This is a genomic window from Gillisia sp. CAL575 (assembly GCF_000403785.1).
GTDB lineage: Bacteria > Bacteroidota > Bacteroidia > Flavobacteriales > Flavobacteriaceae > Gillisia.
On sequence record NZ_APHJ01000021.1, the window covers coordinates 387,498 to 404,573 of the forward strand.

15 protein-coding genes are annotated in these 17,076 nt (G+C 36.8%); 11 read left to right on the plus strand and 4 right to left on the minus strand.

Annotated features, from left to right (window positions below; translation table 11 throughout):
- Window position 1: 1 nt before the first annotated feature.
- The 3 genes from pth to I130_RS04525 all read right to left on the minus strand — a co-directional run bounded on the left by pth (window position 2) and on the right by I130_RS04525 (window position 2,495).
- Window positions 2-628, minus strand: coding sequence for an aminoacyl-tRNA hydrolase (gene pth, locus I130_RS04515; RefSeq protein WP_034919900.1), 627 nt, complete (start codon window positions 626-628; stop codon window positions 2-4).
- A gap of 184 nt (window positions 629-812) precedes the next feature.
- Window positions 813-1,448 carry a 50S ribosomal protein L25/general stress protein Ctc gene (locus tag I130_RS04520; RefSeq protein WP_034919902.1) on the minus strand — a complete coding sequence of 212 codons (636 nt, stop codon included), beginning with the start codon at window positions 1,446-1,448 and terminating at the stop codon, window positions 813-815.
- A 105-nt stretch (window positions 1,449-1,553) separates the two neighbouring features.
- On the minus strand, window positions 1,554-2,495 hold the full coding sequence (locus I130_RS04525; RefSeq protein ID WP_034919904.1) for a ribose-phosphate pyrophosphokinase: 942 nt from the start codon (window positions 2,493-2,495) through the stop codon (window positions 1,554-1,556).
- A gap of 640 nt (window positions 2,496-3,135) precedes the next feature.
- Here I130_RS04525 and I130_RS04530 point away from each other — a divergent pair.
- The 3 genes from I130_RS04530 (at window position 3,136) to I130_RS04540 (ending at window position 7,189) form a co-directional block, all read left to right on the plus strand.
- Window positions 3,136-3,936, plus strand: a complete 801-nt coding sequence (locus I130_RS04530) for a 2Fe-2S iron-sulfur cluster-binding protein (protein WP_034919906.1) — start codon at window positions 3,136-3,138, stop codon at window positions 3,934-3,936.
- A gap of 63 nt (window positions 3,937-3,999) precedes the next feature.
- Window positions 4,000-4,986: an FAD binding domain-containing protein gene (locus tag I130_RS04535; protein WP_034919909.1), complete on the plus strand. Its 987-nt coding sequence runs from the start codon at window positions 4,000-4,002 to the stop codon at window positions 4,984-4,986.
- 22 nt (window positions 4,987-5,008) lie between these two features.
- The gene (locus I130_RS04540) at window positions 5,009-7,189 is read left to right on the plus strand and encodes a xanthine dehydrogenase family protein molybdopterin-binding subunit (protein WP_034920486.1); all 2,181 of its coding nucleotides are present in this window, start codon (window positions 5,009-5,011) and stop codon (window positions 7,187-7,189) included.
- 224 nt (window positions 7,190-7,413) lie between these two features.
- Here I130_RS04540 and I130_RS04545 read toward each other — a convergent pair whose 3' ends face one another.
- Entirely contained in the window at window positions 7,414-9,225 is a 1,812-nt protein-coding gene (locus I130_RS04545) for an alpha-amylase family glycosyl hydrolase (RefSeq protein ID WP_034919911.1), read from the minus strand.
- 243 nt (window positions 9,226-9,468) lie between these two features.
- On the opposite strand from I130_RS04545, the gene I130_RS04550 reads away from it, so the two are divergent.
- The 8 genes from I130_RS04550 (at window position 9,469) to I130_RS04585 (ending at window position 16,920) form a co-directional block, all read left to right on the plus strand.
- Window positions 9,469-9,933: a (2Fe-2S)-binding protein gene (locus I130_RS04550; protein ID WP_034919912.1), complete on the plus strand. Its 465-nt coding sequence runs from the start codon at window positions 9,469-9,471 to the stop codon at window positions 9,931-9,933.
- A 27-nt stretch (window positions 9,934-9,960) separates the two neighbouring features.
- Window positions 9,961-12,225, plus strand: a complete 2,265-nt coding sequence (locus I130_RS04555; protein ID WP_034919913.1) for a xanthine dehydrogenase family protein molybdopterin-binding subunit — start codon at window positions 9,961-9,963, stop codon at window positions 12,223-12,225.
- Window positions 12,226-12,244: 19 nt separating this feature from the next.
- Window positions 12,245-12,583, plus strand: coding sequence for a winged helix-turn-helix domain-containing protein (locus I130_RS04560; RefSeq protein WP_034919916.1), 339 nt, complete (start codon window positions 12,245-12,247; stop codon window positions 12,581-12,583).
- A gap of 76 nt (window positions 12,584-12,659) precedes the next feature.
- Window positions 12,660-13,814, plus strand: coding sequence for a cysteine desulfurase family protein (locus I130_RS04565; RefSeq protein WP_034919918.1), 1,155 nt, complete (start codon window positions 12,660-12,662; stop codon window positions 13,812-13,814).
- Window positions 13,811-14,971, plus strand: coding sequence for an XdhC family protein (locus I130_RS04570; RefSeq protein ID WP_034919921.1), 1,161 nt, complete (start codon window positions 13,811-13,813; stop codon window positions 14,969-14,971). The genes I130_RS04565 and I130_RS04570 overlap by 4 nt, the downstream gene beginning before the upstream one ends.
- 94 nt (window positions 14,972-15,065) lie before the next feature.
- The gene (locus I130_RS04575; RefSeq protein WP_034919923.1) at window positions 15,066-15,674 is read left to right on the plus strand and encodes an NTP transferase domain-containing protein; all 609 of its coding nucleotides are present in this window, start codon (window positions 15,066-15,068) and stop codon (window positions 15,672-15,674) included.
- A complete protein-coding gene (locus tag I130_RS04580) occupies window positions 15,671-15,907 on the plus strand; it encodes a MoaD/ThiS family protein (RefSeq protein WP_034919924.1) in 237 nt (78 codons plus the stop codon). Before I130_RS04575 ends, I130_RS04580 begins: the two co-directional genes overlap by 4 nt.
- Window positions 15,907-16,920: a HesA/MoeB/ThiF family protein gene (locus I130_RS04585; protein ID WP_034919926.1), complete on the plus strand. Its 1,014-nt coding sequence runs from the start codon at window positions 15,907-15,909 to the stop codon at window positions 16,918-16,920. Before I130_RS04580 ends, I130_RS04585 begins: the two co-directional genes overlap by 1 nt.
- Window positions 16,921-17,076: the final 156 nt, after the last annotated feature.

Below are 17,076 nucleotides of genomic sequence, written 5' to 3' on the forward strand. Positions count from 1 at the left end.
ATTATTTACCGTTAAAAGTATTCATTGTAATATTTATTCCTGCAGTTCCAAAAGATTTTATAAGCTCAGCAGCTTTTTCTAAGCGTTCAGATAGATTTTTTTCTTCTTCTGAAGACCAATCTCCCAAAACATAATCTACTTGACTTCCTTTAGAAAATTCATCGCTTATCCCAAATCTAAATCTGTTATAATTTGAGGTATTTAACTGAAGCTGAATATCTTTTAAACCATTATGTCCTCCATCACTCCCTTTCGTCTTAACCCGAATAGCTCCAAAGTTAAGATTGAGATCGTCTGTTACTACTAGCAAATTCTCCAAAGGGATTTTCTCTTTGGAAAGCCAATAGTTCACTGCTTTCCCACTAAGGTTCATATAAGTACTCGGTTTTAGCAGAATAAAGGTTCTTCCCTTAAAGCGGAAGCTTGCAATATCTCCAAGCTTATCGGTTGCAAAAGAAATACCTTCTTTTTCGGCGAGATAGTCAACTACTTTAAAACCAATATTATGCCTAGTATTATGGTATTTGGGACCTATATTTCCAAGCCCCGCAATCAAAAATTTCTTCATAGGGTCTACTTGTTCCTCTATTGGGTTTTTGCTAAATATTCTTCCGAAGAATGCCAACATGGAATTTGTTTTGGTAAAGATAAAATTAATAATATTCTTTAGCCTAGCAATTTTACATCACACTTTTTATGGCTTCAGAAATAACATGATATCTAGAGAGAAATGTTTATAAATGAAAAAGCATTCCGAATCCCGAATTAATCGGAATAGGAATGCTTTTAAATTTTATGCTATATGAGAAAGATTACTCTTTTACAGCAGCAGCATCATCTACCTCAGTAGCTGGTACTTCATCTGCAGCAACTTCATCTTCGTCATCAAGTTCAGCAGTAATATTACGAGATGTCTTAACTTGACAAACTACGGTATTATCTGGATGATTGATTGTAAAATTATCACTTGCTAAAGCAGTTACATAAAGTTTGTTTCCAATCTTAAGAGGGGTCACATCGGCTTCAACGAAATCTGGAAGATTTCCTGGAAGACCTTTAACTTTTAAACGACGTAAGTTGTAACGTAAAACACCACCATTTTTAACTCCACGTGCAGTACCTTTAGTATGTACAGGAATTTCCATAGTGATTTCCTTATCGTCAAATATTTGATAGAAATCCATGTGTAGGATAGCATCGGTTACCGGATGAAATTGGATGTCTTGAAGGACAGCATCAATTTTATCTCCACCTTCCAAAGTAATTACCACTGTATGCACATCTGGTGTGTATACAAGTGTTTTAAAGGCAGTTTCATCTGCTGAAAAATGTAATGGTTCGCCTCCTCCGTATACTACGCAAGGAACCTTTCCAGCATTACGTAAGGCTTTAGTAACTTTCTTGCCTACGCTTTCTCTTTTAGATCCGTTGATCGTGATTGATTTCATTATAAAAAATTTTAGTGTGCAAAGGTGCGACTTTTTTCGCTAGTATAAAATACTGAATTGGAAATAATTAAACCCCTATTTCTCTATTAGGTGTTTTACCCAAGATTACATTATAAATTTTGAACTTATAGATTTATTATGATGTACTCGAAACATCACATCTGCAAAAAGATCTGCACAGCTTACAACTCTAATTTTATCACATTTTTGCTTTAATGGAATAGAATCTGTTACAATTAATTCCAATAGTTGTGAGTCTTCAATCCTTTTGTATGCGTCTCCAGAAAGTACTGGATGGGTACAAATAGCTCTTACGCTTATAGCGCCCTTTGCCATCATTACATCTGCTGCTTTGGTAAGTGTTCCGGCAGTATCTACCATATCATCTACCAATACCACATTTTTCCCAGTTACATCACCAATAAGCTCCATATGAGAAATCACATTTGCTTTAGCCCGTTGTTTGTAACAAATAACCACATCACTTTCCATCGCTTTAGAATAAGCATAGGCCCTTTTAGAACCTCCCATATCTGGTGAAGCGATTGTAAGATTGTCTAAATTCAAACTTCTTAAATAAGGCAAGAAAACTGTAGATGCAAATAAATGATCAACAGGTTTTTCAAAGAATCCCTGAATTTGATCTGCATGCAAATCCATTGTTATAATTCTCGTTGCTCCGGCAGTTTCTAGAATACTTGCTACCATTTTTGCGGCAATAGGAACTCTAGGTTTATCTTTTCTATCTTGTCTTGCCCATCCAAAATAAGGCATCACCGCTGTAATATGTCTTGCTGAAGCTCTTTTTGCTGCATCCAACATTAGTAACATCTCCATTAGGTGATCTGCTCCGGGATGTGTAGATCCTATAATGAATACACGAGAACCTCTAACAGATTCTTCGAAAGAAGGCTGAAACTCTCCATCGCTATAAGTACTGGTAATAACTTTTCCCAGTGGTGCTCCGTAGGCTGCAGCTATTTTTTCAGCAAGTTCACTACTTTGGGTGCAATTAAAAATTTTTGCTTCGGGAATTACATTTGGCATTTTGTGGTGTGTTTTTAAGTTGAAAACTGTGGTTTTGTTGTGTGCCACAAATTTAGAAATTTATTCCCTGCTATGCTTAAACAAGTTCATAGAATGTTCTTAATTTTTATTGAGGCTTTAAATTTAAATTTTGACGGACTAAGTTGATTTAAGATTATTCTACCACTGCCGGTAAACATAAATTATGAGGTATAATATTTCCAATTAAACTAATAAAGCATCTGGTGGTTTTGAATATCTACTAAAGTCATAATTTTGTATAGATCATTCTTTCAAAACACTTATTCCATTAGAAGCAGTGAGCACTAAGTAAATTTTACCTTTTGGTACCAACACCTTTTAGGGGGAATAATTTTTGTTGAGGTTAATTATCTGTTGCAATTAATATCCTATCTACAAGAACTGGTAATAATGTTTAAAAATCCTGAGGCTATTATTTTGTTAAGACTTTCTCTTTACTCCAGTTAATAATGAAGATTAATTAATTATCCTCTCAAATAATTCCGAATCTTTTGTTATTATCCCATTAAACACTTCTTAAATTTCATGAATTAAGATATGTTTTAACTTATCGATAACTTTTCAAAAGTTAAATTGCTTTAATTTTAAAGCTATTGAATCTCCTCCCTAAAACACTCTTATGAAAGATATAGATAAATGGAAAGAAACTGTCAATTCAGACAATTTGAGTGACGACGAGAAAATGGTTCTCGATGCAATGGGTCTGAATGGTAGTTCCAGAAGAAAATTCTTAAAACAGGTTTCCGCAGCAAGTTTAAGTATTTATGCTTCTTCTTTTTTTACCTCAGAAATATTTGCTAGCACTATGAAAGATCTACCAGAAAATACAACTGCACTTTTAAATGAGATTAAAGTAAACCTTAGGGTTAATGATATGGTGAAACCATTAACATTAGATTCCCGAACTTCTTTACTTGATGCATTAAGAGAAAGATTAGCACTTACCGGTACTAAAAAAGGCTGTGATCATGGTCAATGCGGTGCATGTACGGTTATAATTGATGGTAAGCGCAATCTCTCTTGTTTAACGCTAGCGGCAACTTGTGAAGGAAAAGAGATAACAACGGTAGAAGGCTTAGCGCAAAATGGTAAAATGCATCCTATGCAAGAAGCTTTTGTAAAACATGATGGCTTTCAATGCGGTTATTGTACTCCTGGACAAATTTGTTCATCTGTAGCTTTATTGGAAGAAGCTAAAAATGGAGAAGCTAGTTATGTTACAGAAGATTTTAAAAATATTCAGTCTGGTTTAACACTTTCCGAAGAAGAAATAAGAGAAAGATTGTCTGGAAATATTTGCCGATGTGGTGCCTACAATAATATTGTACAGGCATTTAAAGAAGTGCATTCCGGAGACGATGAAATGCCAACTTGGGAATTCGCAACTCAGGAACAGATGGATAAGGCTAAAAATGCCTAGGCGTATAAACTATTCCTAAAACCAAGGAACTTGTACAATTCAAGACTTTAAAATTAATTAACCATGAGACCATTCACTTATACAAGTGCTACAAATAAAGAACAGGCGCTAAAAGCTTCCACCAAGACTTCGCACTATCTCGCAGGAGGTACGAACTTAGTAGATTTAATGAAAGAAGATGTGGAGCGGCCAGATCAGCTAATCGATGTTAATAAACTCGATTATAAAAAAATAACTTCTAATGAAAAAGGCGGATTATCACTTGGCGCAATGTTAAGTAATGCTGAAACTGCAAATCATCCAGAAATCAGAACCAATTATCCGTTACTATCTATGGCCATGCTTTCTGCTGCATCTGCGCAAATTAGAAATATGGCTAGCAATGGAGGGAATTTATTACAGCGCACACGTTGTCCATATTTCTTTGAAACCTCAATGCCATGTAATAAGAGAGAACCAGGTTCTGGATGTGGTGCTTTAAAAGGAATGAATGCTTTACACGCCATTTTTGGATATAGTGATAATTGTATTGCTACGAACCCTTCAGATATGAATGTAGCATTGGCTGCCATTGGAGCAACGGTGGAAGTTCAGAAAAAAGATGGGTCTTCTAGAATGATTGAATTCACAGATTTTCATCGTTTGCCGGGAGATAAGCCTGAAAAGGATAATACTTTAGAACAAGGTGAATTAATAACCGCTATCCATTTATCAAAACCTGAATTTTCAGACCATTATTATTATTTAAAAATTCGTGAACGTTCCAGTTATGCATTTGCATTAATATCTGTTGCAGCCGGATTGCAGGTAAAAAGTGGAGTAATTGCAAAAGCAGGATTGGCAATGGGTGGTGTTGCTCACAAACCATGGAAACTTTCTAAAGCTGAAGAATTTCTTGTTGGTAAAAAACCTAATAAATCTAAATTTGAAGCAGCGGCAGATTTAGCTATGAAGGATGCTAAGCCTTTTGAAGCTAATAAATTTAAGGTAGAAATGGGGAAAAATGCTATAGTACGGGCGCTAACTCAAGCTTATGAAAGAGAAGCATAAGCCAATCTCAAAAAATAATATTATGACGAAGACAATAAATGCATCCGGAGTTGGAAATGCTATAGATAGAGTGGAAGGTCATCTTAAGGTGATGGGAAAGGCTAAATATGCATCTGAATTTCCGGTAGAAAATAAAGTTTATGGCCAAGGAATAAACAGCACGATCGCCAAAGGAGAAATTATTTCTATAGATACTTCCGAAGCTGAGAAACTTGAAGGAGTTTTAAAAGTGATCACTTATAAGAATGCAGAAAAACTTAAAGCTTTTGATGAAGAACGGCCAGAACTCGCAACAGATAGTATTGCTCCGGTATTACAAAGTAATAAAGTGCATTATTATGGAGAATATGTTGGTCTTGTGGTCGCAGAAACTTTCGAACAGGCTCAATACGCAGCTCGTTTGGTGAAATTTGAATATAAAAAGGATTCTGATGCTCTTATAGATTTTGAAAAATCGAAATCGAAAGCATATACTCCAGATAATGATTCAAATTATTCGAGAGGAAATATGAAACTAGGGCTTTCTGAAGCAGACATGGTTGTGGAACAAACTTATAACACGCCAATCGAACATCATCACCCAATGGAATTGCATGCAGTTATAGCTGCTTGGGATAATGGGAAAGTTACGGCATATGCAAGTCAGCAAATAGTTGAAGATGCTAAGATTGCTATTTCAGGGACATTCCAGATTCCTAAGGAAGATGTTCGTGTAATTTCTGCTTTTGTGGGCGGTGGATTTGGCTCGAAGTTGAACCTTGATCGTCATGTGATTATGGCAGTAATGGCCTCCAAAATGGTAGGTAGGCCAGTTCAGGTTACGGTAACTAGAACCCAAATGTTTACCAACACAAATATGCGCCAACAGAATGAGCAAAAAATGCGTGTAGGCGCTAAAAAAGATGGTACTCTTACAGCGCTTTCGCATGAAACACTCTCCCATACATCAATTACTCAAGAATATCAAGAGCCTTGCGGAATGGTTTCTAAGATGCTATATAATGTGCCTAATAATGAGGTAACTTATAAGTTAATCCCGATGAATCTTCAAACACCATTTGCAATGAGAGCACCAGGTGAAGCAACAGGTAGTTTTGCATTAGAATCTGCTATGGATGAAATGGCTTGGAAGTTGAAAATGGATCCTCTAGAATTCCGCATTAAAAACGATACTCAAACAGATCTTCATGAAAACAGACCTTTTTCGTCAAGACTTTTAGTAGAATGTTTACGAATTGGGGCAGATAAATTTGGGTGGAAAGATCGTAAAGCAGAACCACGAACCAATAAAAAAGGTAATTGGTTAATAGGTTACGGTGTTAGTGCCGCCTCAAGGGAAGCTCCATACCAAAAAACGCATGCGAAAGTGATTTTAGAATTGGAGGAAGATAAAATTTTTGCAACCATCCAAATGGATGCAACAGATATTGGTACTGGTAGTTATACCATTATAGCGCAAACAGCATCCGAATATTTAAAGATCCCAGTAGAACAAGTAACGGTAGAATTAGGAGATTCAGACTTTCCGATAACTCCTGGTTCTGGAGGTTCTTGGGGAGCAGCTTCCTATTGTAATGGAGCGCGTGCTGCTTGTGAAAATGCAATAAACACACTTAAGAATAACCGAAATATTAAAGGAGATGAGGAAGTGACAGTTTCTGAACTTCTAAAACAAAATCAACTTACAAAATTTGAAGCTGAAGGTATGGCCGAACCGTCTGCAGAATTCAAGAAATACTCGATCTTCTCTTTTGGAGCGAACTTTTCTGAAGTCTGGGTAGATAAGGATACAGGAATGTATAGGATTAAGAGAATGGTGAATGTAGGTTCTGCTGGAAAGATATTAAATCCGAAAACAGCTTATGGGCAAATCATAGGTGGTCTAACCATGGGTGCAGGAATGGTAATTGCCGAACAATCTAGGGTAGAACCTAATTTTGGAAATTTCATCACTCGTTCTTTTGCAGATTATCACGTCCCGGTAAATTTAGATATGGCAAATATTGATGTGATCTTCCTTCCAGAAGAAGACAAAATTGCTAATAAAATGGGTATTAAAGGAATTGGCGAACTTGGAATAACCAGTGTAGCTGCTTCCATTTCAAATGCCATTTTTAATGCAACTGGAAAACGAATGCGAAGCCTACCTATCACTCCAGAAAAACTAATTGAAGCTGGTCTTGAAGAAGGCGTTACAGCTTGATTAAAATTGAAAGTGGCTGTTTAAAAGGATTTCTTATGTCAAACTAAATTTGTTTCTGTTTCTAAAAGTGATTGAAAATCATATTATTAAGAATCATAAACAAATCTAGAATGACGCTTTTATTTCTTTTTAGACAGCTGCTTTTTTAACTCTACCCGCACATTTAAATTATTTCAAAAATTCGTGTGACTTATCACTTAAAATCAGTGATAAACGATCCATACTTACAAAGTATATATCTGAGCTCCATAAGCTGGAATATTTATTTCTCCAGTCCATGCTTTTTCATCTGTACTCTTGGCTGCAATACGCATATCGGCAACTTCTAGATCTGAGAAATCTTCGTCATATCCTTTCCAAGTGCTGTTAATTCTAAGCTTATAATGCATTCCTTCTTGAATACCAATTCCATAATCCACAAAATCACGATCTCCGAAATTTAAAACCACTATTACTGGCTCCTCATTATCTCCATCATTAATGCGCTTATATGCTAGAATTTTATTTTCTTGATTTAAATGAATGATCTCTGTTGTTTGACCTCTTAAACCCTGCGTTGCTCCTTGCCGGCCCGTTCTCAATTCAATTAGATCTGTACTAAGCCTTCCAATGCCTTTTAATCTTTTATACTTTTCCCAATCTAGACCTACACTATCTTGAAAATATTCGTCTTCCATAAATTCCTGTCCCTGAAATATCATAGGTATTCCGGGTGAAGTCATTACTAAAACCAATCCTAAAATAGCTCTTTTCTTTGCAAAAGCACTTTCCGCATTTCCAGGTTGAATTTCTTCTGGAACTCTAGCCTTTCCATTAGCTACCTCATCGTGAGACTCTGTATAAATAATTCTGGAGAAAGCATTATTGCTGTAACTAAAGGTGACGGCTTCAGCAATGCTCTCTAAATTTCTAGCATTGTCTTCAGTATTAATCAAAGCTTCACGAACAGGATGCACGAAATTCATATCCCACTGACTACCATAACCAATTCCTCCAATTTCTACGCTGTCAGTTATAATATCCTGACCCTTTAAATCTTCAGCAATAGTTAGAACATTTGGATATTTAGATCTAATTTCAGAATTGATATCGCGCATTAAAATAATTCCTTCCAAAATTTCGGTATCCATGCCTAAACCTCCTCCTTCATATCTTATATAAGAAGTAGCATCCATACGCAGTCCATCACAATGGTATTTTTCAATCCACATTAGGGCATTATCTCTTAAATACTGCCTAACTTCTGGTCTACCATAATCTGGTCGTGTATTTCCCCATGGCGTATCACTTTTATGATCATTATAGAAATAGATACCGCCCTTATTATTTGCGCTCCAGCCATCAAACTGCCATAAATCTACATCTGAAGGTCCAAGATGATTATAAACCACGTCCATAATTACTCCTATTCCATTTTGGTGAGCCGCCTTCACCAACCTATGCAGTGCATCTGGTCCGCCATAATCCTGTTCAATAGCAAAAGGATGTGCTGGATTATAACCCCAGGAAATTCCGCCTGCAAACTCAGAAACAGGTAATAATTCGATACAGTTTATTCCAAGTTCTTTTAAATATGGAAGTTTTTCTATAACGTCTTCAAAAGTTCCAACTTGGTCGGCATGCTTTCTATTAAAAGTGCCTACATGTAATTCATAGATCACAAGAGAATTCCAAGATGGTAGAACGAAATTATCTTCTTCCCAATTAAAATCTAGTTTTCTTATGATGGAGTTTCCATCAGAGTTAGTAACCTCAAAAGCATAGGGATCATTACGATAAAAACTGTTTTCGCCATTTTTTATTAAATATTTATATTCATCTCTTTCTTTAGCCAGATCTGTAGCTCCTGCCCAATAACCGTTATCTTCCTTAACCAATTCAAAATCATCATCAGACCAATTATTAAAATCTCCCGTGACATAAACCATATCTGCATTTGGAGCCCACACCCGAAAAGTTGTTTGGGAATCTTCCATTACAGAACCCATGCCTACAGATGGAGATATTAGATGTTTCAAAAGTGCCTCATTTTTCATTTCGTTTGATTTTTTAAAAGAATCAATCAAAATTACTTTCTGTTTAAATGCTAAAACTTTATTTATGAGGAAATTAACTGAGCATCTGGCTGAAAACCAATTAGAGAAAGTTTTGTTGAAATTTCAGCTGAACTACCAAAATGTGGGATGGATTAAAGAAATACTATAAAAAAGCTCAGATTTATATGTTCAGGTGATTATAAAAACAGAAAAATATCTTAATTTTTAGAAAAATTAAAGATCATGGCAGAATTCAGTATTACCATCAACGGCAAAGACCTTTCGGTAGATGTAGATCCCACTACTCCCCTACTTTGGGTTTTAAGAGACCATTTAAAATTGGTTGGAACTAAATATGGTTGCGGGATTGCCCAATGTGGAGCCTGTACTGTCCATTTTAATGGAACTGCCGTAAGATCTTGTCAGCTTCCAATTTCCGCAGCAGCAGATAATAAGATCACAACAATAGAAGGATTATCAGAAAATGGAGATCATCCGGTTCAAAAAGCTTGGTTGGAGCATGATGTGCCTCAATGTGGTTATTGCCAAGCAGGACAGATTATGTCGGCTTCTGCTCTATTAGAACGAAATCCTACTCCTACAGATACAGATATTGAAAATGCCATGAGCGGAAATATTTGCCGTTGTGGAACTTATACTAGAATAAAAGCAGCCATTAAAACAGCTTCAGATTCTCAAACAGCCTAATTATCAGTTTAATTCAAATACATAAAAATGACTAAAGTAAAAACATCATTAGGTCGAAGATCCTTTATAAAAAGTGTGTCTTTAGCTGGAGGAGGACTGATAATTGGATTCAACTGGTTAGCATGTAAAGGCCCTGCAGAAGAAGGAAGCGAAGAATTGGCCATGCAAATGCCAGAGGAATGGTTCGAACTAAATGGATATTTAAAAATTGGAGATAATGGAATTGTAACTATTTATTCTCCAAACCCAGAAATAGGGCAAAACGTTAAGACTTCAATGCCAATGATCGTTGCTGAAGAGCTGGATGTAGACTGGAATAATGTAGTTGTAGAACAAGCTCCATTAAATACTGAAGTTTTTACCCGTCAACTGGCAGGTGGAAGCCAATCTATTCGTCAAGGTTGGCAATCTTTAAGAACAGCCGGAGCTACAGCAAGACAAATGTTGTTAACCGCTGCAGCAAATCAATGGGAGGTTTCTGTTTCTGAACTTACCGTGGAAAACGGGGTTATTAAGCACGAAGGCAGTGGTAAAACCATCGGATATGGTGAGATCGCAAAGGCCGCCGTAAATGTTGAAATACCAGAAGAAGTAGAACTAAAAGAAATTGATAATTTTAAAATAATAGGTACATCTCGTAAAAATGTAGATGCAAAGAAGATAGTTACAGGTCAACCTTTATACGGAATAGACACTTATAAAGAGGGAATGCTTATCGCTATGATTGTACAGCCGCCAGCCTTCGGGATGGAATTTAAATCTATGGATGCCGAGAAAGCAAAAGGAATGTCAGGCATAAAGGATGTGTTTACTATAGACACCTATCCTGAAGATATGGAAAAGGAATGGAGCGATGTTGGATCTTTTTCTAAACTAGTTGTAGTTGTTGGGGAATCTACATGGCAAGTAATGCAGGCTAGAAAAGAGGTGAAAGTTCAATGGGATCTAAATCCAAAGCTGACCAAAGAAATTGAAATTCTTGAAAAATCTGCAGGAATGGATGGAGCTACCGGACTGGAAAGCAGTGATATTCATACTAATTTAATGGCTGAAGTTGGATCTAAAAAATCGGAGATCGTTAGAAAAGATGGTGATCCTGAGAAAGCATTTAAGAATGCAGCACGGGTGATTGAGCGCTCCTACACCTGCCCTTTCTTATCGCACAATTGTATGGAACCTATGAATTTCTTCGCCGATGTTAGCGAGGGCAAAGCAGAATTATTGGGACCTATACAAACCCCGGAATATGCTGAAATAAGTGTAAAAAAACGCTTAGGTTATGACCTTGACAATATAGACATTCAAATGACCCGCATGGGTGGTGGTTTCGGCCGAAGACTCTACGGTCATTTCCTGGTGGAAGCTGCTGTAATTTCAGAAAAGATGGGTACGCCAATTAAACTTGTATATTCTCGTGAAGACGATATGACAAACGGGGTTTATCGCCCAGCTTATCATGTTACCTATAGAGCTGCCATTGATGCTAATAATAAACTTACTGCTTTTCATGTAAATGCAGGTGGAATTCCGGAGAGTCCGCTATTTGCGAATCGTTTTCCGGCAGGAGCTATAGATAACTATTTAGCTGAAAGTTGGAGTGTGGAGTCAAATATTTCAACTGGAGCCTTTAGAGCTCCGCGATCTAATTTTATAGCTGGAGCAGAACAGTCTTTCTTGGATGAATTGTCTGAAGAAATGGGTCAAGATCCTATTCAATTCCGCTTAGATATGTTGGAGCGAGCAGGAAGTAATCCTGTGGGAGAAGAAAATGATTATGATGCGGCGCGTTATGCGGCTGTACTAAAACTCGCTCGTGACAAATCGGGATGGAATAACAATTCCGGATTGAGCAGAGGTGTTTCTGCCTACTATTGCCATAATTCCTATGTGGCACAGGTCCTTGACCTAACAGTAGAGAATAATAAGCCAATAATAGATAAAGTTACCTGCGCAGTAGATTGCGGAATTGTAGTAAACCCAGATGCAGCCAAAAATATGGTTGAAGGTGGAACTATAGATGGAATTGGCCATGCACTATATAGTGAGATGACCTTTAAGGATGGAGTGCCACAGCAAAGCAATTTTGATACCTATAAGATTATTCGACACAATGAAGCTCCAAAAAGCATCGATGTTCATTTTATAAATAACGGAATAGATCCAACCGGATTGGGTGAACCACCATTTCCTCCTGTAATGGGAGCTCTTGCAAATGCCCTATATAAGGCCACTGGTAAGCGGTTTTATAAACAACCATTTATTACTGAATTGCAAGGTGAATTAAAAACCTAATTAGATTTCTTTTATAAAAATGAAACAGATAAGGGTAAAGTGCTGGATAGAAGAAAAAGGTGAAAAATTTTATGGGCCGGGACCTCATGAATTGGTAAAACAAATTCAAAAAGAAGGTTCCCTTTCAAAAGCAGCAGAGCAAATGCATCTATCTTATAGAAAAGGATGGGAAATGGTTCAGAAATTAAATCTTTATTCTGAAGAACCTCTTATAATATTGAAAAAGGGAGGCCCGCATGGTGGCGGAGCTAAAGTGACACCTCATGCCTTAGCTATATTTGAAGAATATGAAAACCTTCAGCTGAAGATCCAAGAACTAATAAAGCAGCAAGATAAATTACTTAAGGTCTTAAAATAACATTAAAGCCTAAGATTAGTCGGTAGTCTTTCTTAAATTTATAAACCGATATGTTTTTAAATACATAACGCTTTTAATGAATACAAAAAAGAAGATATATCTGGATTATAATGCGACCACACCGGTAGCTAAGCTGGTGGTGGCGGCTATGCTGCCATTTTTTACTGAAAAGTTTGGTAATGCCAGTAGCGATCATCTTTTTGGATGGGATGCTGCGGAAGGTGTTGAGTTTGCGCGAGAACAGGTTTCCAATTTGGTAAACTGTAAATCTACAGAGATCACATTTACTTCTGGAGCTACCGAAGCTTCAAATCTTGGTCTTTTCGGATTTTGTAAAAAAAACAGCTCTAAAGGAAAACATATTATTAGCTGCAAAACGGAACATAAAGCGATTCTGGATACCATGAAGGCGCTGCAAAACCAAGGTTTTCAGATCACTTATTTAGATGTGGATGTAGAAGGTAATATTGATCTTGAGGAATTAAAGAATAATATTACTGCGGAAACTATTCTTGTTTGTTTGATGCTTGCTAATAACGAAACCGGATTGATTCATCCCATGCAGGAAATTGAAAAGATAGTGCATGCAAATGGAGCGAAATTGATGAGTGATATCACGCAGGCGGTCGGCAAGATTCCGGTAGACCTAAAAGAATTGAATCTGGATATGGCCATATTTTCTTCTCATAAGATCTACGGACCTAAAGGTGTTGGTGCGTTATATATCAATAAAAAGAATAAGGTAGAGATCGATCAAACAGTTTTTGGCGGAGGTCAGGAAAAAGGAATGCGACCAGGAACTTTGAACGTACCTGGAATTGTTGGTTTTGGAAAAGCTGCAGAAATTGCTGCTGCTGAAATGAATGAGGAAGTTATTAGAATATCCAAATTGAGAAATAAGCTCGAGGAGGTTTTGGAAGAAATTGAAGAAGTAATTATCAATTCAAAGAATAGTGACCGACTTCCAAATACTACCAATGTCTCTTTTGAAAATATCGATGGCAACAATTTATTGAGGAAACTTAACAATCTTGCAGTTTCCCGTGGTTCGGCTTGTACTTCGAATTTGATAAATCCATCACACGTATTAAAAGCGATGGGACTAAGCGATGAGCTAGCACTATCTTCTATAAGAATCAGTCTCGGTAGAAATACTGCTCTTGCTGATATTGAATTCGCTGCGGAAGAAATAAAAAATACAATAGACCACCTAAAAAATGCAGTGGTATGAGAGAGTTAGAGTTCATCATAGCACAGTATGAAAACTTGAGTTCCCAAGGAACCGGATGCGTGCTTGCGACCGTGGTTCATGTGGAAGGTTCTTCCTATAGACGTGCCGGAGCGAGAATGCTGGTAGACGAATTCGGGAATATTACTGGAGCTATAAGCGGTGGTTGTTTGGAAGGCGATGCGCTTAGAAAAGCTTTACACGCCTTACATCAGCAGAAAAACAAACTTATCACTTATGACACCAGTGATGACGACGACGCGATAATAGGCGCGCAGTTAGGCTGTAACGGTATCATTCAAGTGTTGTTTGAGCCTTTGGATTATGGAGATGTCTTAAATCCGTGCGAATTATTGAAAGCTATTGTTGCACAGAAGCATGCTTTGACCATAATTGTACAGTTTAATTTAGATAGATCTAAAGATCAAGCGGGTACAATTTTATTGATCGATAAAAATTTAAAATACAGCGGAAAGAAACCTGAGAAAGAATTATTAGATCTTATTCTGGAACAAGCTCAACTCACTCTTCAAAATAAGAGATCTCATTTCGCCGAATTTACTATCCACGAAGAAACACAGCATTTGTTTATCCAGAATTATCAACCTCCAGTGAAATTGATCATTGTTGGAGCGGGAAACGATGCTCAGATACTGGCACAACAGGGAGAACTTCTTGGTTGGGAAGTGATTGTAACAGATGGTAGACCAACGCATGCTAATAAAGAACGTTTTACCAGTTCTTGCCAAATAATTGTTACCAAGCCTGAACAAACATTGGAAAATATTGAGATAGATCAACGTAGTTGTTTTGTGTTGATGAGTCATAATTATAAGTACGATCTGGCGGTGTTAAAGTTGCTTTTAGCTGAAGATCAAATTCCATATATCGGAATTTTAGGCCCAATGAAGAAATATCAACGAATGCAAAACGACTTGAATACTGAGGGGTTTTATATATCTGAAGAATTTAAAAAAAGAATGCATGCTCCAATAGGTTTGGAAATTGGCGCGGAAACACCTGCAGAAATAGGACTTTCAATTTTAGCTGAAATTCAATCGGTTTTAACGCATACCAGTGCAAGACCACTTAGAGAGAGGTCGGAGCCTATACATGAAAAAAGCGAAAACCGCTTTAAAAAAATATTAACGTCAAGCTGAACTTGTTTCAGCTTCTCATATTATTTGATAGTAAGTTTATGAGATCCTGAAATAAATTCAGGATGACCATATTCTAATAATTTAGATAAAAAGTTTGATACAAAATGCTAAAATAGGAGTTGTGATTCTGGCGGCAGGATCTTCCAGCCGACTTGGATATGCCAAGCAACTGGTGGAATTTAAAGGCAAATCATTATTGCAACATGCTATAGATGTTTCAGATTTGCTTGAATTTGAAACAAAAGTTTTAGTCTTAGGAGCTAGGAAAGATAAGATAGAAAGTGAAATAGATCTAAAGGAATTTGAGGTTGTGATGAATGAGAATTGGGAAGAAGGAATGTCTTCTAGTATCAGGAAAGGCGTGTTGAGGTCTCAGGAATCGGAAAATGATTTGGACCATATATTAATCTTGCTTTCAGATCAACCCTTTGTGAGTAAAGAAAGAATTGAGGAATTGATACAGGTTCATTTGGATAAAAATAGTCAAGCTACCTTTTCAGAATATGCTGGGAATATTGGAGTTCCTGCAATTTTTTCCGCGGAAGTTTTTTATGATTTGAAAGAATTGAAAGGAGATCAAGGAGCGAAAAAACTAATTCATGATCAGAATTTAGATTTCGAGATAGTAAAATTTGAAATGGGAAATTTTGATGTGGATACTGCAGAAGATGTAGAATTATTAAAACAGATGGAAGAAGAATGAAAGTGAATGTAAAATATTTTGGTGTGATTGCTGAATCAGCTGGGAAAAACGAAGAAGTTTTAGAACTGAAGCAAGGAACATCTGTAAAAGATCTAAAGAATCAGCAGATCAAAAAATATCAGATTCAGGATGCAGAATCGGTACAAATTGCCGTGAATCAGGATTTAAATAATGAAGCAGAACTAAAAGAGGACGATGAGGTGGCTTTTTTACCACCATTTGCAGGAGGATAATGAGATACGACAGACAAATAAAATTAGATGAAGTTGGAGTTTCCGGACAGGAAAAACTTCGCAGTGCCAGTGTACTTATAGTTGGTGTGGGCGGACTTGGATGTCCTGCAGCGCAATATCTAGCAAGTGCTGGTGTAGGGAAGATTGGCTTGATGGATCACGATAAGGTTTCCATAACTAATCTCCATCGACAGGTTTTGTATGAGGAAAATGATATTGGTAAGTCTAAAGCAATAGTGGCTAAAGGTAAGTTACAACGATTAAATAGTGAGATTGAATTGATTGCGATTGAAGAAGCCTTAACAATTAAAAATGCGGAAAAGCTTTTCGGTCAGTATGATCTCATCTTGGATGGAACCGATAATTTCGAAACGAAATACCTGATTAACGATGCCTGTATTTTAACAGGGAAGCCATGGGTATATGCTTCGATCTATAAAAATGAAGGACAACTTTCAGTTTTTAATTATGAAAATGGACCGACATACAGATGTCTTTTTCCGAAGACAACACGACAAAATATAAGTTGTGAAGCAACCGGAGTTTTAGGAGTAGTTCCAGGAATTTTCGGAATGCTTCAGGCGATGGAAGCTCTCAAGATAATTTTAGGTGTTGGAAACGTGCTTTCAGGAAAACTTAAAATATCGAATCTGCTTTCAGGTTCAGAACAAATTCTGAAGCTTCAGCAAAGACCAGAAGAGATTGATAAGATCAGAAAAAATGGAATTATTCCAGTTAAGATAGAATGCCAGATAAGTGATGAATCCAGGTTGTATTTAGATATTCGTGAAATTTTTGAACAGCCAAGGATTAATTCAGCAAAAGTAATTCAAATCCCACTGAGCGATCTTGATGAACGCATATGGGAAATTCCGAAGGAGGAAGAAATATTAGTCTTTTGCCAGTCGGGTAAACGAAGTAAAAAAGTTGTGGATCTGTTGAAAGCTGAATACGGCTTCCAGAATCTTACAAATGTAGAGGGAGGAATAGAAACTATAATTTCGAATTCCTGATTAAGAAATTGAGACCATGAAACAAGTTCAGGGTGACGATAAGATAGGGAACACGTCATGCTGAACTTGTTTCAGCATCTAAAAGTAAAAATTAAAGAAGTAATTCAAAATAGACCCAGAAATAAATTCAGGGTGACGATAAGAAAAAAGGAGTTA